Annotated in this window: 12 protein-coding genes and 1 pseudogene; 4 read left to right on the forward strand and 9 right to left on the reverse strand. The window is 71.3% G+C overall.

Annotated elements, in window-relative coordinates:
- Nucleotides 1-645: 645 nt before the first annotated feature.
- The 3 genes from K8612_RS30000 to K8612_RS30010 are packed head-to-tail and all read right to left on the reverse strand — an operon-like array spanning nucleotide 646 to nucleotide 4,665.
- Entirely contained in the window at nucleotides 646-2,745 is a 2,100-nt protein-coding gene (locus K8612_RS30000) for a BatA domain-containing protein (protein WP_223764781.1), read from the reverse strand.
- Nucleotides 2,742-3,623: a DUF58 domain-containing protein gene (locus tag K8612_RS30005; RefSeq protein ID WP_223744848.1), complete on the reverse strand. Its 882-nt coding sequence runs from the start codon at nucleotides 3,621-3,623 to the stop codon at nucleotides 2,742-2,744. Before K8612_RS30005 ends, K8612_RS30000 begins: the two co-directional genes overlap by 4 nt.
- Nucleotides 3,624-3,636: 13 nt before the next feature.
- Nucleotides 3,637-4,665: a MoxR family ATPase gene (locus K8612_RS30010; protein ID WP_223764782.1), complete on the reverse strand. Its 1,029-nt coding sequence runs from the start codon at nucleotides 4,663-4,665 to the stop codon at nucleotides 3,637-3,639.
- A 375-nt stretch (nucleotides 4,666-5,040) separates the two neighbouring features.
- On the opposite strand from K8612_RS30010, the gene K8612_RS30015 reads away from it, so the two are divergent.
- The gene (locus K8612_RS30015) at nucleotides 5,041-6,321 is read left to right on the forward strand and encodes a hypothetical protein (protein ID WP_223764783.1); all 1,281 of its coding nucleotides are present in this window, start codon (nucleotides 5,041-5,043) and stop codon (nucleotides 6,319-6,321) included.
- Between the two features lie 25 nt (nucleotides 6,322-6,346).
- On the opposite strand, the gene K8612_RS30020 is transcribed toward K8612_RS30015, so the two are convergent.
- The 3 genes from K8612_RS30020 to K8612_RS30030 form a co-directional block, all read right to left on the reverse strand.
- Nucleotides 6,347-6,640 (reverse strand): type II toxin-antitoxin system VapC family toxin, encoded by a 294-nt coding sequence (locus K8612_RS30020; RefSeq protein WP_223764784.1) that lies wholly within the window; start codon nucleotides 6,638-6,640, stop codon nucleotides 6,347-6,349.
- Between the two features lie 36 nt (nucleotides 6,641-6,676).
- Nucleotides 6,677-6,979 (reverse strand): type II toxin-antitoxin system Phd/YefM family antitoxin, encoded by a 303-nt coding sequence (locus K8612_RS30025; RefSeq protein ID WP_223764785.1) that lies wholly within the window; start codon nucleotides 6,977-6,979, stop codon nucleotides 6,677-6,679.
- Nucleotides 6,980-7,113: 134 nt separating this feature from the next.
- On the reverse strand, nucleotides 7,114-8,259 hold the full coding sequence (locus K8612_RS30030) for a hypothetical protein (RefSeq protein ID WP_223764786.1): 1,146 nt from the start codon (nucleotides 8,257-8,259) through the stop codon (nucleotides 7,114-7,116).
- A 178-nt stretch (nucleotides 8,260-8,437) separates the two neighbouring features.
- Here K8612_RS30030 and K8612_RS30035 point away from each other — a divergent pair, with 178 nt between their 5' ends.
- Both K8612_RS30035 and fliB read left to right on the forward strand, forming a co-directional pair.
- A complete protein-coding gene (locus K8612_RS30035; protein WP_223764787.1) occupies nucleotides 8,438-12,193 on the forward strand; it encodes a TIGR02266 family protein in 3,756 nt (1,251 codons plus the stop codon).
- 9 nt (nucleotides 12,194-12,202) lie between these two features.
- On the forward strand, nucleotides 12,203-13,456 hold the full coding sequence (gene fliB / locus K8612_RS30040) for a flagellin lysine-N-methylase (RefSeq protein WP_223764788.1): 1,254 nt from the start codon (nucleotides 12,203-12,205) through the stop codon (nucleotides 13,454-13,456).
- A 3-nt stretch (nucleotides 13,457-13,459) separates the two neighbouring features.
- On the opposite strand, the pseudogene K8612_RS30045 reads toward fliB, so the two are convergent.
- Nucleotides 13,460-14,023 (reverse strand): annotated as a pseudogene (locus tag K8612_RS30045) (DsbA family protein); the annotation flags it as partial.
- Nucleotides 14,024-14,205: 182 nt separating this feature from the next.
- On the opposite strand from K8612_RS30045, the gene K8612_RS30050 reads away from it, so the two are divergent.
- Nucleotides 14,206-16,236, forward strand: a complete 2,031-nt coding sequence (locus tag K8612_RS30050) for a S9 family peptidase (protein ID WP_223764789.1) — start codon at nucleotides 14,206-14,208, stop codon at nucleotides 16,234-16,236.
- A 37-nt stretch (nucleotides 16,237-16,273) separates the two neighbouring features.
- On the opposite strand, the gene K8612_RS30055 is transcribed toward K8612_RS30050, so the two are convergent.
- Both K8612_RS30055 and K8612_RS30060 read right to left on the reverse strand, forming a co-directional pair.
- Nucleotides 16,274-16,552 (reverse strand): hypothetical protein, encoded by a 279-nt coding sequence (locus K8612_RS30055; protein WP_223764790.1) that lies wholly within the window; start codon nucleotides 16,550-16,552, stop codon nucleotides 16,274-16,276.
- 79 nt (nucleotides 16,553-16,631) lie between these two features.
- Complete coding sequence (locus K8612_RS30060; protein ID WP_223764791.1) at nucleotides 16,632-17,330, reverse strand: DUF4142 domain-containing protein; 699 nt, start codon at nucleotides 17,328-17,330, stop codon at nucleotides 16,632-16,634.
- Nucleotides 17,331-17,465 lie beyond the last annotated feature (135 nt).

A 17,465-nucleotide genomic window follows, 5' to 3' on the forward strand; every position in this document is an offset into this window, starting at 1 on the left:
GAGGGCTCCCGCCGCAGCCAGGCGGCGGGAAACCTGTCGGACAGGTTCGAAGACCGCGGCCGGGGGGAGCCGCAGCAGCCGGGCGGCGCAAACCAGTCGGACAGTCGGACAGTTTTTGAAGACCGCGGCCGAGGCGAGGGAGGCCGCCTCAGCCGGGTAGCGGGAAACCTGTCGGACATTCGGACAGCGCGGAGAACCGTGGCCGAGGGAGGCCGCCGCAGCCGGGCAGCGGGAAACCTGTCGGACAGTCGGACAGCGCAGGAGAACCGTGGCCGGAAGGGGCTCCGCTGCGGCCGGGCGGCGGGAAACCTGTCGGACAATCGGACAGTTTGGAGCTGCGTTGCCGTGATTGCTCCCGCCGCGGCCGGGTGCCGGCAACCTGTCGGACCGTCGGACAGGTTTTTGGAGCAGCGAGGCCAGGAGGGGCTTCGGGCCCAGCCGAGCCATGGAAACCTGTCGGACCGTCGGACAGGTTTTGAAGCAGCGTGGCCAGGAGGGGCTTCGGGCCAGCCGGGCCACGGAAACCTGTCGGACAGTCGGACAGGTTTTGAAACAGCGTGGCCGGGAAGGGACTCCGGGTCAGCCGAGCCATGGAAACCTGTCCGACTGTCGGACAGGTTTTGGAGCAGCGTGGCCGGGCGGGGCCTACTTCCGCAGCAGCGTGCCTTCGAAGAAGAACGCCAGGCAGGCGGCCAGGATGAGCCACGTCCACAGTGGCACGGCGGGCTTGTCCGCGTCCCCCGTGGAGGCCTTCACCGTGTCCTCGCCGAAGTAGGCCGTCAGCGTGTCCTGCGGTACGCGCGTCAGGTCGCTCTCCGCCGGGTCCAGCGTGGCGGCGAAGTCCAGCGCGGCCACGGGCTTCCCGTCCGCTCCCAGCACTGCGTGCACCCCCGGCTCCACCGTGGGCCCCGCTACGAACGACCCGTCCGGCTGTGCCTTCACCGGCAGTTCGCTGCCATCCGGCGCGCGCACCCCCGCCACCTTCTGCGTGCCTTCCGGTCGCAGCGTCACGGACTCGCCCACGCGCACGCGCACCTCCTCGCGCTCCTCCAGCGAGCCCGTGAGGTACGCGGCGAAGCGCTGCATCAGCGGCAGGAAGCTCGTGCGGATGGCGAAGTCGCTCCAGTCGCGGTCCACCGTGCTGGTGAACAGCGCCACGCGCCCCTTGCCCCGGCGCGCCACCGCCACCGCAGGCGCGCCGTCCTCGTACGTGGCCAGTACCTGGCTGGTGCCCGGCGCGGACGGGCTGTCCGCCTCCAGCAGCATGTACTTGTAGAAGCGCGCCCCGATGAGCCCCTCCTCCGCGCGGCCCGTGAAGGGCGCGAACAGCGGATGGTCCACCTTCACCTGCGCCAGCTTCGCCGTCTTCGTCTCCGCGTCCGGGTCCTCGCGCTCGGCGCTCGTGCGCACCAGGCGCAGGGGGCGCGGCAGGAGCGTGCCCAGCCGTGAGTTGTACGCCTCCGGGTTCACGTGGTCGCCCACGCTCACGAAGAGGCCTCCGCCGTTCTCCACGAAGGCCGACAGCTTCCGCGCCTCCTCCTCCGACGGCGCCGCCGTGTTGAGCAGCAGCACCAGGTCATACGCGCTGAAGTCCTCGCGCAGCCCCACCTCCGCGTCGCGCACCACCACGTCCACCGGCGAGCCCGGTGACGTGAGCGCCGCGTCCACGAAGAAGGCCTCGTCCCGGTAGCGCGTCGCATGCGGCGAGCCGTTCACCACAAGCGCCTTCAGCCCGCGCGGCACCGGCAACACGAAGGCCCGCCGGTCGTCCTCCGCCAGCGCGTCCGGCGCGAGCGTCACCTGGCCCACCACCGTGCCGCCCTGCGGGAAGCGCACCGTCAGCGTCTTCTGTGTCGTGCCTCCCGCGGGCACGTCCACGAAGCCCTTGGCCAGCGTGGACTCTCCCACGCGCACCGCGGCCTCCAGGTCCTTCGCCGGCTTCGCGCCGAAGTTCCGCACCGTGAATGTGAACTGGTACGCGCGCGGCCCCGCCTGCAGCGCGGGCTCCACCCGCAGGTCCACCAGCGCGTGGTTGTCCAGCGACTCGCGCCCGGACGCCACGTCGCGCAGCACGACCTCCGGCTTCACCATCGCGCCCGTGGGCCCCTTCACCGTGGGCGGCGGCGCTTCCAGCCGGAAGCCGGAGCCCGTCATGTCGGAGACCACCACCAGGCGCTTGCCCGGCATCGGGTTCTCCTCCAGCGACCGCGCGGCCATGTCCAGGCAGCGCGACAGGTCCGCCGTGCCGTAGGTGGGCTTCGCCTCGTCCACCAGCGCGCGCAGCCGTGCCCGGTCGAAGCCCGGCGGCGGGGGCGCTTCCGGCGCGCCCGTGCACACCATCACCGTGGCGGGCTCCTCCGGCAGCAGGTCCTTGAGCGCGTCGCGCGCCTCGTCGCGGCCCTTCTCGAAGTTCGACGTGCCGTCCGACCAGCGCATGGACAGCGACGCGTCCAGGATGACCGCCGTGGCCGCCGGCCCGCGCGTCACCGTGGCCGCCTGCGCGTCGCGGGTGAACTCCGGCCGCGCCAGCGCGATGGGAATCGCCAGCAGGATGAGCGTGCGCAGCGTGTACAAGAGCAGCCGCTTCAGCTTGAGCCGGCTCGCCGTGCGCTTCTGGCTGCGCAGCACGAACGCGAGCGGCCCGAACGGATGCGCCCTCGGGCGGCGCCGGTCGAACAGGTGCACCAGCACGGGGATGAGCGCACCCAGCGCGCCCAGCAGGAACCACGGGTTGCCGAACGTCACCGGCGCCTCCCTCGGCGTCCCAGGAAGCGCAGGAGCACCTCGTCCAGCCGCTCGTCCGTGCGCACCAGCTCGTAGTCCACGTCGGCCTCGGCGCACTTCGCCTTCACGTCCGCGAGGAACGCGCCGAACTCCTCCAGGTAGCTCTGCTTGATTTCGCGCGGGTTCACCTCGATGCGGCCCTCGCCCTCCATGTCCAGGAAGAGGGTGGGGTCGTCGAAGGGGAACGTCAGCTCCGCCGGGTCCACCAGGTGGAACACCGCCACGTCGTTCTTGCGCTGCCGGAGGGCCAGGATGCGCTTGAGCGACTCCTGCCGTTCATCCAGCAGGTCCGACAGCACGATGACCGTGGAGCGCCGGGGCAGCACCTCCGCCAGGTGATCCGCCGCGCTGCCCAGATCCGTGGGGCCCTTGGGCTGCGTGTGCTCCAGCGCGTCCAGGAGCACGTTGAGGTGTCCGGCGGAAGCGCGGGGTGGCACGTCCTTGAACGCGCCGCCCACCATGACGGCCAGGCCCGCCGCGTCCTGCTGGCGCACGAGCAGGTAGCTGAGCGCGCCCGCGAGCGTCTTGGCCACCTCCAGCTTGGACATGGCGCCGCTCTGGTAGCCCATGGACGCGGACGCATCCACGACCATCACCGAGCGCAGGTTCGTCTCATGCTCGAAGCGCTTGACGTAGTACTTGTCGAACTTGCCGTAGGCCTTCCAGTCCAGGTGGCGCAGCTCATCGCCGGGGGCGTACTCCTTGTGCTCGGCGAACTCCACGCTCTGGCCCTGATGGGGGCTCTTGTGGAGGCCGGACAGCACGCCCTCCATCACGGCGCGGGCGCGCAGCTTCACGCCCTGGAGGCGGGACAGCGTCTGGGCGTCGAGCAGCGACATGGGATGGAGGTCCCTAGCCCTTCACCACCGTGAGGAGCTGGTCGATGAGCTTCACGGACGTGATGCCGTCGCTCTCCGCGGTGAAGTTGGGCAGCACGCGGTGGCGCAGCACGGGCCGCGCCAGCGCCCGCACGTCCTCCACCGTGGCCACGAAGCGGCCGTTGAGGATGGCGCGCGCCTTGGACGCGAGCACCAGGTACTGGCTCGCGCGCGGGCCCGCGCCCCAGGACACGTTCTTCGCCACGAAGTCCGGCACGCCCGCTTCCTTGGGGCGCGTGTGGCGCACCAGCTCCACCGCGTAGCGCACCACGTGGTCCGGCACCGGCACGCGGCGCACCAGCTCCTGGAGGGCGAGGATGCGCTCCGGGGAAAGAATCTTCTCCAGCTTCGGCGGCGCGCCGGCGGTGGTGCTCTTGACGATCTGCACCTCCTCCTCGGCGGTGGGGTAGCCCACGTCCACCAGGAACATGAAGCGGTCCAACTGCGCTTCCGGGAGGGGATAGGTGCCCTCCTGCTCGATGGGGTTCTGCGTCGCGAAGACGAGGAAGGGCAGCTCCAGCGGGTACGTGCGGCCACCGGCGGTGACGCGGTACTCCTGCATGGCCTGGAGGAGCGCGGCCTGCGTCTTGGGCGGCGTGCGGTTCACCTCGTCCGCGAGGATGATGTTCGCGAACAGCGGGCCCTGCATGAAGCGGAAGGAGCGGCGGCCCGTCGTCTTGTCCTCTTCCAGGATGTCCGTGCCGGTGATGTCCGACGGCATCAGGTCCGGCGTGAACTGGATGCGGTTGAAGGACAGGTTGAGCACGTCCGCCAGCGTGGAGATGAGCAGCGTCTTCGCCAGGCCGGGCACGCCCACGAAGAGGCAGTGGCCGCGGCTGAAGAGCGAAATCAGCAGGTGCTCCACCACGTCCCGCTGACCGACGACGCGCTTCTCAATCTGCTCGACGATGGCGTTGCGGGCCTGGGCAAGCTCCTCGACGGCGCGCAGATCCTCGGGGGTGGCGTCGGACGGGGGGAGTGGGGCGGGGGCGGCGCTTTCCATGGAAGGGTTCTCTTAATCGGCGCGGCGGGGGCGGACCAACGGTTTCCGTCGCCCCGGGGCCCCGAGCGTGGGGTGCCAACCGTTCCAGCCGTCCGGTATTCCGCCGGAACGGGCCACGGGTCCGCCCGGCCCCGCGCCTGGCCCCGTGCCTGCCCCCCGGCCTGTTTCAGGTCCCCCCGGGGAGGGGGGAATGCCGGACCGTGGACACACTGCTTACGTTCCCAAGGCACCTGCGATGGAGCAGGGCAGGCATGGGAGCACGGCATGCGTTCAGCACGGCGAGTCATCTGGGGCGGGTGGGCACTTCTGGGCGCGGGACTCCTCGGACTGGGAAGCACTGCGTGTGGTGGTGCTCCGGCGGACGAAACTGGGGATGTGACTGACGGTACGGAAGCCCAGGGGACCGTCCCCACTCCGGCCCCCCAGACGGCTGCTCCCTCGCCCGGGACCCAGGCCCCCACGCAGGCCCCCGCCGCGGAGGCTCCGGCGCCCGCGGCCCCGGCGGCGAGCCCCTGGTCGCTCAAGTCCGGCGGTCCGCAGGATGACACGGGCGCGGGGCTGGCGGTGGGGCGGGGCGGGGATGTGCTGTGGGTGACGTCCGGCACGCCGCGCTCGGACGAGGACCGCGAGCAGGTGGACGGCGAGCGGCTGGTGGTGACGCTGTCGCGCTACTCGGCGGACGGGACGAAGCGGTGGGCGAAGGAGTTCGAGCGCAACCGCCTGTCGGACCTGCGCGTGGCGGGCTCCACGGGGAGTGACGGCGCGGTGTTCCTGTCCGGCAACGCGTTCCTGTACTCGGCGGACTTCGGGCTGGGCGAGGCGCAGGACGGCTTCCTGGTGAAGTTCACGCAGGCGGGCGAGCCCGAGTGGCAGCGCCGCGTGGGCCAGAAGGTCTACGCGGTGGCGGCGGACGCGGCGAGCGGCGTCGTGGCCCTGGGCGAGGAGTGGACGCCGGAGGCCCACACGCCCCGGCTGGTGCGCTACGCGGCGGACGGCACGGCGCGCTGGACGAAGACGTTCAACGGCGCGAAGGAGGGCACGCTCCTGTCGGCGGTGGCGCTGTCGGGGACGGGCACGTCGGTGGTGGCCGGGCGGCTGGTGGGCCCGGTGACGGTGGACGGGCGCACGTTCGACGCGCAGGGCACGGGCGGCTTCGTGGTGCTGGCGTTCGGCGCGGACGGAGCGCTGGCGTGGGGCCGCGAGGTGCCGGGCGTGAACGGGCGCGTGGGCTCCGTGTCGGTGGGCGCGGACGGCACGGTGGCGGTGGCGGGCGAGGCGGTGGGCCTGCTGGTGTGGAACGGCGTGGCGCTGGATGGGGGCGGCCCGTTCGTGCTGACGGCGGCGGCGGACGGCCAGGAGCGCTGGGTGAAGCAGCCCACGTGCGGCGCGACGTCCGTGGGCACGGTGGCGGCGGTGGAGCCCGCGGGCCCGGTGGCCACGGCATGCGGCGATACGGTGACGCGCTACGCGGCGGACGGCGCGCTCCTGGGCACGAAGTCGCTGGCGCCGGAGTCGTGCGAGAGCGGCACGTGCTCGCTGGCGACGACGGCGCTGGTGGCGGCGCCGGAGTCCGGGCTGGTGGTGTCCGGCTGGCAGCGCGACGGCGCGGGCGACACGTGGAACCAGGATGCGTTCCTGCGGCTCGTGACGCCGTGATTTGGACGGAGTCCTCGGGGCCGCGCTACCACGCGACCTCGATGCCTCCGGTGTCCTGCGCCCAGCCGGAGATGGCGCGGTCGCGGGTGAGGAGCGGCAGTCCGAGTCTGTGGGCCGCCGCGACGATGAGCCGGTCGAAGTGGTCCCGATGCTCCCAGTCGAGCCGGGCCGCCTCCCGGACATCCGCATCGCTCATGGGGTCGTGGACCAACTCCGGACAGTCGATGTCCACCCACCAGGCGTCCAGAGTGGTGGGGAATCGCAGCTTCCCGCCCTGGGCAAGCAACAACGTCTCCAGCACGACGGGCGCGGGCACCACGTAGAAGAGCGGGCATTCGTGTCGAGCACGTAGCCTTCACTCACGCTCCAGTACCTCCGCGGAGGTCAGTGCCGAGCGCTGGAGTCGCTGACTGGGGCTCTCATCGGTAGCTTCCAGGTCACCGACGATGCGCAGGGAGCCGCGAAGCTTCGACTTCCGCTTCCGGACGGGACGTACCTTTCGCTCCGCTTCCAGCAGGGCCTCCAGACGCGAGGGCGCGATGATGAACGCCTTCAGTTCATCGTGCACCGTGATGGCGGTGAGATGCCGCTGGGAGGCCGCCTGCTGCACGAGCGCGCTGAGATGGCTGCGCGCTTCGCTGAGCGAGATGCGCTGCATGGGCAGGGGCCACGTGGGCGGTGATGCGGCGGCGCGACGCGCGGTCGCGGGACGAGGAGGTGTCCGCCGCCGATGTTTGCTGGCCATGGTGCGCGGATAATAGGCACAGGTCCGACACACCCTCTGGCCGAGCGTCAGACCGCCGCCGCGGTGTTCAGCTTCAGGTCCTGGTTGAGCCCCGCGTCCTTGCGCACGCGCCAGATGTACTGGTCCAGGAAGTAGTGGTGCAGCGCGAAGCCCCAGATGAAGCCTTCCATCAGGTCGCGCAGCGTGAGCCCACTGCTTCCCAACGCCACCTTCGCGTCGAACGCGCCGCAGCCCGGGTGCACGCCCATGCCGCAGCCCAGCGTCCGGTACGCCAGCGTGAACGCGAGCCCGCAGAGCGCGTAGATGATGAAGCGCTGGCTCACCTTCGGCGCCCAGCCGAACGCGGCCCGGTCCACGCCTTGCGCGTGGTAGCGGTTGCGGTGAAAGAACCAGACGATGCCGTGGTACTGCACGTTGTGGAACGCCGTCACCGCCACGGTGAACATCAGGAAGTCCATCCGCCGCGACACCGACGGCCAGAACACCAGCGACGTCAGCCCCAGCGCCGCGCCCAGCATCAGCAACTTGGGCCCGTTCACCCCCAGCCCCCGGCGCCACCGCCACACCTGCCTCGCCGCCAGCACCCCCACCACCGCGAGCACCACGGCGAAGCACGCGTGCGCCACTCCGACCTCCCAGGTCGGCTCCGCCATCAGACCCAACCGGCGCCGCGCTCCCGGATGCGTCAGCGCGAACGCCACGAACGGCGCGAGCAGCCCCACGTACAGGGTCACGCTGTCCAGCCGCCGGTCCCACGCGTCCCGCTCTCCGGCCTTGCGCTGGTAGAGCACCATGATGCCGTAGTGCTGCCGCACCACGTGCCAGTACGCCCACAGCGCCGCCAGCGTCACGAACACCGCGAACGGCCAGCGCTGCCCGGACAGCACCGACACCCCGAACATCGCCGGCCCCGCCGCGAACCAGCCCAGGCTGCCCCAGAGCAGCCGGGCGCGCGCCCTCCGCTCCCGAGCGTCCAGGTACGTGCGCGACACCGTCGCGAACAGGTGCGGCCCGTCCAACAGCAGCACCCACGCCCACCACAGCGGCGGCCCGCTCACGCCCCCCAGCACGTGCAACGCCATCAGCGCCAGGCTCGCGCCCAGTCCCCCCACCGTGGAGAGCAGGTCATGCCGTCGGTCCACCAACCACCGCGCATGCAGCGGAACCGGGGCGAAATGGGGGACCGCGTTCATCGGGAACTCCCGTCCGGTGGACCCGGACCTCTTCCTGGGGGAAACGAAGTCCCAGGATAGCGGGGGCATACAGGTAAGTCAGATGCGCACCTGGAGGTCTTGAACGGGCACCGGGCGGACGGGCAGGGGGCCAGAACCCCCTTGAGGGAATGGCCCCCGAACGCGACAGTGCCGAACCATGGATCAAGGTCGGCGTACCTCGGACCGCAAGTCGGTCGGTCTGTTGGTGAAGCTCAAGCATGAGACCGTGGGGAGCTTCACCGAGGAGTTCGCCACCAACATCAGTCCCGGGGGCATGTTCATCCGCTCGCGCACGCCGCAGCCGGTGGGCACGCCCGTGCGCTTCGAGGTGCAGATCGCCAACGGCGTGCGCGTGCTCCAGGGCACCGCGAGCGTGCGCTGGGTGCGCGATGTGAACGACCCCGCGGGGCCTCCGGGCATGGGGTTGCAGTTCCAGGAGCTGGATACCGCGAGCCGCGCGCTCGTGGACCTGATGCTCCAGCGCAAGCCGGGGAGCGGTGCCGTGCCCGCCGCCGCGCCGTTGCCGTCCATTGCTCCGGTCGTGGCGCCGGGCATCGCGCCGTTGGCCGCGCCGGGCATCGCGCCGTTGACCGCGCCGGGCATCGCGCCGGTGCGCCCGCCCGTGGCCGCGCAGCCGACTGCCGCCGCCCCCCGGCCCGCCGTCGCGCAGCCCGCGCGTCCCGCGCAGCCGGCCGCGGGAGGTGTCGCGCTCGATTCGCTGTTCGATGATCTGGATGCTCCGGCCAGCCCCGCGCCCGCGGCGGATGAGCCGCTGTCCCTGGGCGGCGCGGATGAGCCGTTCTCGTTGGGCATGCCGGACGAGGACATGGGGTTGGCGCAGGCGGACTCCGCGAACGACGTGGACATCCCGCTGGATGAGCTCATCGCGGGGACGCCTCCGCCCACCGTGCAAGGCGTGCTGTCGGGAGACGACGAGCCACTGCCGGGGCTCGAATTCGAGTTCGAGGCTCCGGCCGTGGATGCGCCCATCGCGATGGGCGAGCCGCTGGAGGAGGTGCCCATCGAGGTGGGGCTCTCCGTGGAGGACGGCGCGGCTTCGGACGCGGGCGACGCGGGTGGGTTCGAGCTGGATTTCTCGGATGTCGCGCCCGAGCCGCCGCCTCGCGCCGCGCCAGTGCCTCCGCCGCCCGTGCAGCGCGCGGCCCCGCAGCCTACGCCCGCGCCGATGCCCGTGGCGCCACCGGTTGCGCCCGCGAAGCCCTCCGGAGGCAGCGCGGAGTTCGACTTCGACCTGTCCTCGCTGGACGACGACGCCCCGTTGGAGCTGGCGCGCGAGCCCACGTCCTCACCGGGTCGTCAGCGGCCGCTGGGGCGTGAGCCGGCGTCCTCGCCCGGCCGTGCCGCAGCGCCGGGGCTGGGACGTGAACCTGGATCCGCCGGCCGTGCTCCAGGACTCGGGCGTGAGCCTGGATCCGCCGCCGGCCGTGCCGCTCCGGGACTCGGGCGTGAGCCTGGATCCGCCGCGGGCCGTGCCGCGCCGGGGCTTGGACTTGAGCCTGGATCCGCTGCCGGTCGTGCCTCGGCGCCGGGCCTTGGACTGGAACCTCGCTCGTCGGGAGGTCGCCCTGCGGCGCCAGGCCTGGGGCGCGAACCCGGGTCCGCGGCGGGTCGTCCCGCCGCGCCGGGCCTGGGACTTGAACCGCTCTCCTCGGGGGGCCGCACCGCTGCTCCCGGACTGGGGCGTGAGCCCGGATCCGCCGCCGGGCGTGCTTCCGTGCCGGGCCTGGGGTTGGAGCCTGGATCCGCGGCGGGACGTGCCGCCGCGCCCGGCCTGGGCCGCGAGCCTGGATCCATGGCGGGGCGCCCCGTGGCGCGCGCTCCCGGTGAGCTGCCGTTGGAGCCCGGCTCCTTCGCCAACCGTCCCGCGGCGCCCGGCCGCGCCCCCGACCTCGCCCAGGAGCCGGCGTCGTCCTGGGGCCGCGCTGTCCCGCAGCAGCCCCCCGCGCCGCAGCGCCCGTCCGGTGGCAGCGCCGAGTTCGACCTGGACCTGTCCATCGACGACGACGGGCCGCTCGAACTGGCGCGCGAGCCCGTGTCCTCCGCGGGCCGTCCCGCCCCCAGGCCCCCGGCCGCTCCGCCGCAGCCGAGCGTGCTCCCTCCCTCCGTGCGCCAGGCCCCGCCCGCGCCCGCCGCGCCGAGCGCCCCCGCGACGCTCGCGCCCGCCGCCGCTCCGGTGGCCCCCACGCCCCCAGCCCTGGACGCCAACGGCCAGGTGCGCCCCATCTACCTCACGCCGCCGCAGACGCTCGCCGGCACGGGGCCCGTGATTGGCATCGACCTGGGCACCACCAACTCCTGCGTGGCGCTCCTGTCCAACGGCCGGCCCGTCGTGCTCCGCTCGCGCGAGGGCTACAACACCATCCCGTCCGTCATCTCGCTGAGCGCGCAGAACAAGCTGCTCGTCAGCCACCGCGCGAAGAACCAGCTCGTGCTGCGGCCCACGCACACCATCTATGGCGCGAAGCGCCTGGTGGGCCGTCCCTACGACAGCGCCGTGGTGAAGCAGGTGCGCGAGCGCTTCCACTACGAAATCACCCCCGACGCCGCCGGCCGCGCCGCCGTGCGCCTGGGCAACGACGTGCTGTCGCTGGAAGAGGTGCAGGGCATCATCCTGCGCGAGTGCAAGGAGATGGCCGAAACCCACCTCAACCAGAAGGTGGAGCGCGCCGTGGTGACGGTGCCGGCCTACTACTCCGAGCCCCAGCGTGAGGCGGTCCGCAAGGCGGGCGCGATGGCCGGCCTCAAGGTGGAGCGCATCCTCAACGAGCCCACGTCCGCGGCGCTCGCGTACGGCCTCAACCGCGAGCTCAACAAGAAGGTGCTCGTCTACGACCTGGGCGGCGGCACCTTCGACGCGACCATCCTGCGCATCGAGAAGAACGTCTTCGAGGTGCTGGGCACCGGCGGCGACATCTTCCTGGGCGGTATCGACTTCGACAACCTCATCGTCGACTTCCTCCTGGAGCGCTTCCAGGAGAAGGAAGGCATCGCGTTCAACGGGGACGGCATCGCCCTGTCGCGCGTGGGCGACGCCGCCGAGCGCGCGAAGATGGCGCTGTCCGAGCGCAGCACCTTCGAGGTCCACATCCCCATGTTGATGATGGACGACGCGGGCCGCCCCCGGGACCTGCGCGTGACGATGTCGCGCCAGGACCTGGAGAAGATCTGCGACCCGCTGCTCAACCGCACCATCGACGTGGTGCGCGACGTGCTCCTGGACTCCAAGCTGAAGGCCTCGGAGGTGGACGACATCATCCTGGTGGGCGGCATGAGCCGCATGCCGCTGGTGCGCGACAAGCTCAAGGGCCTGTTCGGCAAGAACGCGCAGGCGAGCGTCAACGCGGACGAGGCCGTGGCGCTGGGCGCGGCGCTGTACTCGGGCTCGGTGGACAAGGTGAGCAGCGTGGTGCTCATCGACGTGCTGCCCATGACCATTGGCGTGGCCATGGCCGGCGGCGGCTTCAAGCGCGTCATCGAGCGCAACAGCCCGCTGCCCACGCAGCGCTCGTTCGCCATCAGCACGTCGCAGGACAACGAAGAGCGGATGGAGCTGTCCGTCTTCCAGGGCGAGGACAACCACATCTCCGCCAACGAGTACCTGGGCACCGTGCGCATGGAAGGACTCCCACGCGGCCCCAAGGGCTCCGTGCGCGTGGCGGTGACGCTCAAGCTCGACTCCGAATGCGTGCTGCACGTGGAGGCGCGTGAGTATTCGACGCGCAAGGAGGTGAAGGCGACGCTCGCCACGCGCTACTCGCCGGAGGAGCTCCAGAAGCAGCTCCAGGTGAGCAAGGAGGCGGTGAAGGCCGCCGAGGATCGCCGGGGCGCGGACCTGAAGGATCGCGCGGGCCGCTTCTGGGGGTTCGTGAAGAAGGCGCTGGGCCGCAAGTAGACTGGCGCGATGACGGCCTCCGCCCCCCGCTACATGGCGCGCTTCCGGTGCATCGCGGAAGCGTGCGAGGACACCTGCTGCGCGGGGCTCACCGTGCCCATCAGCGAGTCACGCTGGGGCCTGCTGCGCCAGAAGGTCGCCGGCACACCGGACGCCGCGCGGGTCGCGGAGTTGATCACGCCGAACCCGGACGGCGCCACGGGCCAGCAGGCGGGCATCCTGGGCAAGCGCGCGGACGGGCACTGCGCCTTCCTGGATGAAGCGAAGCTGTGCTCGCTCCAGCGCCGCTACGGTGAAGCGGTGCTGCCGGACGGCTGCTCCGTCTTCCCGCGAGTGCTCACGCGCTGGGGCGCGCGGGTGGAGATGGCCGGGTCGCTCGCGTGTCCGGAGACGGCGCGACTGTGCCTGCTGTCCGAGGACGCGCTGGTGCGCGAGCCCGTGCCCGAGGAGCAGGCCCTGCGTCCCCAGGTCGCGAGGCAGGTGGCGGCGGGAGACGACGCGTGGACGGCCCACGCGGACACCGTGCGCGAAGCGATGCTGCGGCTCCTGAACCGCCGCGAAGTCCCGTTCGCCGCGAGGCTGTACGCGCTGGGCCGCATGGCGCTGGACCTGGGCGACTTCTACTTCCCGGGGACGACAGCGTTCGCGTCAACGGAGACAGCGCGGCTCGCGAGCATCCTGCGCGAGTACGAATCCACGGACACCCTCGCGTCCCTGCACGCGCAGCTCCAAGCACTGGAATTGCCCGGAGGCCCGTGGGCCGGCATCTGCGGCGCCGTGCTCCGTTCCCGCGAGGCCGCCGTGAGCAGCCCGCGCTTCCTGTCGCTCATGAGCGCCGTGCGCGCATCCTACGGCGGCGCGGACACGCATCCCGACCGGGCTTGGGAGCTCCACGCCGCGCGGCGCTCCGCCCTGGCGTCCCTGCACGGCGCGCGCGTGCACCAGTACTTCCTGCACCACGCGCTCAACCACGTCCTGCGCCACCCGTTCACCGAGGCCGAGAGCCTCTTGAACGCCGTGTTCCTGCACGTGCTGCGCGCCTCCGTGGTGCGCTGGGTGCTGCTCGGGCACCCGGCCGTGGTGGCGCTGCTGGAGGCCCCAGGCACGCCCGTGGCCGCGCTGGACGCCGCCGCCGTGGAGGCGTTCCAGGTCGTCGCCAAGCACGTGGAGCAGGCGCCCTCGTTCCTGGACTTCGCCAGGGGCCTGGCCGGCGAAGGTCCGGAGACCTTCGCGCGGCTGCTCATCCTGGTGAAGGGCCTGTAGCGCTCAGCCCTGCTGCTTCGGCTTCGCGCCCAACTGCTGCATGGCCCGCTGGAACGACGGGTACTCGTGCGCGCCCTGGATGGCCACCTTCTCCCCCAGGATGAAGGTGGGCACCGCGCGGATGCCCATCTCCTGGGCCTCGCGCACGGACTCCTCCACCACCTGCCGGTAGCGGCCTTCCTCCACCGCGCGCTGGAGCTCGTCCGGATCCAACCCGGCCTCCACGCCCGCGGCCCGCAGCGTGTCCCACTGCCAGAGGTCCTGACCCTCACTCCAGTAGCGCCGCAGGATGGCCGCCTGGAAGGGCTCCAGCCTGCCTTGCGCGCGCGCGTACTCCGCCGCCTCGTGCGCGCGGCGCGTGGACGGGATGATGTCCCGCTGCACCATCGTCAGCCCGGCCTTCGCGGCGCGGAGCTTCAGCGGGTTGTTGGGGTCCTTCATCCCCTGGCGCACGTACTCGGGCAACGGCAGCCCTTCCGGAGGCGTCTCCGGGCGCAGGAAGTAGGGGTGCCACTCCACCTGGACGTCGTATTCCTTCTTCAGCTTCTCGACCTCACCGAGGCCGACGTAACACCAGGGTCAAACGAAGTCGGACCAGATGTGGACGACGATGGGTGCGCTCATGGGCTGAATCTCTAGCACCGCGCGTCAGGGGCTTCCACCTCTTCCACCGGGGCCCGCATCCATCGGTGGACAGTCCGCCCTCCCGAGGGCACGGTCCGGGTTCCATTCCTCCGGAGGAACCTTCCGTGCCCCTGTCGCTCCTCGCGGCCCTGGCGCTCGGCGCAAGCCCCGCGCCCGCGCCCCATCCGTTCAATCAACAGGACCTGGTCACGCTGCGCCGGCTCAGCAGCCCGCGCGTCTCTCCCGACGGCCGCCAGGTCGCCTACGTCCTGCGCTCCACCGACATGGAGTCGAACCGCGGCCGCACCGACCTGTGGCTCGTCAACCTGGACGGCTCGGCGCCGCGCCAGCTCACCACGGACCCGAGCAGCGACAGCGACCCCGTCTGGGCGCCGGACGGCAAGAGCCTCTTCTTCCTGTCGTCGCGCGGCGGCTCCTCGCAGGTGTGGCGCCTGCCCGTGGACGGCGGCGAGCCGCTCCCCGTCACGAAGCTGCCGCTGGACGTGAACAGCTTCGCGCTGTCGCGTGACGGCCAGCAGCTCGCGGTGGCGCTGGACGCGCGCCCTGACTGCGCGGACCTGGCGTGCAACACCCAGCGCGCCGCGGAGGCCTCCAAGAAGAAGACCACCGGCCGCGCGTATGATCAGCTCTTCGCCCGCCACTGGGACACCTGGAAGGACGGCACGCGCTCGCACCTGTTCGTCCTCCCCGTGGCCGGCGGCACGGCCGTGGACGTGATGAAGGGCATGGACGCGGACGCGCCCAGCAAGCCCTTTGGCGGCGCGGAGGAGTTCACCTTCACCCCGGACGGCAAGGGCATCGTCTTCGCCGCGCGCGACGTGGGCCCCAGCGAGTCGTGGTCCACCGACCTGGACCTGTTCCTCGCGCCCGTCGACGGCAAGACGAAGCCGCGCAAGCTCACGGAGAAGAACCGCGCCACGGATACCAGCCCCGTGTTCAGCCCGGACGGCAAGACGCTCGCGTACGTGGCCATGTCCCGCCCCGGCTACGAGGCCGACCGCTACCGCGTCATCCTGCGCACGTGGCCGGGTGGCCAGGAGCGCGTGCTGACCCAGGACTGGGACCGCTCGGCCGGCTCGCTCGCGTGGAGCAAGGACGGCGCCACGCTCTACACCACCGCCAACGACGTGGGGCAGAACACCGTGTTCGCCCTGGACGTGGCCACCGGCAAGGCGCGCGCCCTCACCCAGGGCGGCAGCGCGGACGGCGCCCAGCCCGCGGCGGACGGCCAGGTCGTCTACGCCCTGGATGACCTGGACTCGCCTGCGGACCTGTACGCGGTGAAGGCGGACGGCACCGGCGCGCGGCAGCTCACCCAGGTGAACAAGGACGCGCTCGCGGGCCTGAAGTTCGGCGCCTTCGAGCAGTTCAGCTTCCCGGGCTGGAACAACGAGACGGTGCACGGCTACGTCGTGAAGCCGGTGGACTTCGACCCGAAGCGCCAGTACCCGCTGGCCTTCCTCATCCACGGCGGGCCGCAGGGCAGCTTCGGCAACCACTTCCATTACCGGTGGAACCCGCAGGTGTACGCGGGCCGCGGCTACGTGGCGGTGATGATCGACTTCCACGGCTCCACCGGCTACGGCCAGGCCTTCACGGACTCCATCGCCGGGGACTGGGGCGGCAAGCCGCTGGAGGACCTGCAGAAGGGCCTGAACGCCGCGCTCCAGAAGTACCCCTTCATCCACAAGACGAAGCGGTGCGCGCTGGGCGGCAGCTACGGCGGCTACATGATCAACTGGATCGCCGGCAACTGGGCGGACGGCTTCCAGTGCCTGGTGAACCACGACGGCATCTTCGACGAGCGCGCCGCCTACTACGACACCGAGGAGCTGTGGTTCCCCGAGTGGGAGCACAAGGGGCTGCCCTGGGAGAAGCCGGAGTCGTACGAGAAGTTCAACCCGGTGAACCAGGTGGCGAAGTGGAAGACGCCCATGCTCGTCATCCACGGCGGTAGGGACTACCGCGTGGTGGACACGCAGGGCATCGCCACCTTCACCGCGCTCCAGCGCCGAGGCATCCCGTCCCGCTTCCTGTACTTCCCGGACGAGAACCACTGGGTGCTCAAGCCGCAGAACAGCATCCAGTGGCACGACGAGGTGCTGGGCTGGCTGGACCGCTGGACGCGCAAGTAGCGCGCGTCCAGCAAGGCATCCCTTGAGGCGCTGGGCTTCAGGGGATGCCGAAGCAGTCGTCGATGCAACTGGCGATGACCTCCGCGCACGTGCGGTCGGAGATGCACTGCGAGCACTCCGCGGTGCGCGCGCGGCGGTCGTCCTGCTCGCTCTCCTTCTCATCCTCCCAGGCGCTGATCTTCTCGGCGCACTTGCCGGTGTCCAGGTCGGACTCGAAACACTCCTTGCGGCGGTCGCAGATGGCGTCGGCGTTGTTGGAGCAGCCGGTGAGGAGCAGCACGGAGACACAGGAGGCCAGGGCAATCAGTCGTGACATGGCCCGGCACTATGCACGCGGAGGGCGCCTCCCGTGAATGCACTTCCGGGGAGGCGTTCCGCGCTTCACACCGGCTGCATTACTTCGTCTTCGTCGCACCGCCCATGGAGCCGTGGTCCATGGTGCCGCCCTGCATGCCGGCGCCGCCCACGCCCATGGCTTCGTCCAGCTTGCCCAGCGTCTGGTAGGCCATGTCGCGGTGCTTGGGCAGCTCCTGGCTGAGGTTCGTGAGCAGCGTGGCCAGCTCGCCCGTGGCGCCCATGCCGTGCTGGGCGGCCATCACCTTGCCGATGGCGGCGTCATGGGCGCCGACCTGGGCGGACATGTACATCGAGTCGAACGGCGCGCCCTTCAGCGCCTGGAGCTTCTCCATGTCCGCCTTGTCCGCGGCCATGGCCTTCTTCTCCAGGTCGTTGGCGGGCTTGGGCATCTCCGCCAGCTTCAGGTTCTGTGACTTCGCATAGTCCATGACCTTCTGGTCGGCGGCCGTGTGCGAGTCGACCATCATCTTGGCGTAGCTCTGCACGTCCGGGTTCTGCGAGTTCTTCTGCGCGAGCTCGGCCTGCTTGATCTCCGACTGGTTGATGTAGTGCAGGCGCTCCAGGAAGGCCTTCGGATCCGCCGGCACCACGAAGCCCTTGAACTCCACCGTGCCCTTGGGCGCGGCGGCCGTCTTCGCGCCGGGCGCGGGGGTGGGGGACGCGGCGCTCTGGGCCAGCGAGACGCCGCCGGTGAAGAGGACCGCGGCGAGGGTGACTCCGTGCAGGGTGCGCTTCATGGGGTGCTGCTCCTTTTCAGGGCCTCGGAAGTGAGGCGGGGCACGTCGGTGGACCGGACACACCCGGGTCCGCGCGGCGCACGTTGGAGCAGGGCGCGACGCTGGACCCAGTGGGTGGGAAGGGGGACGTGCGCC

The organism is Corallococcus sp. AS-1-6 (genome assembly GCF_020037015.1).
Lineage (GTDB): Bacteria > Myxococcota > Myxococcia > Myxococcales > Myxococcaceae > Corallococcus.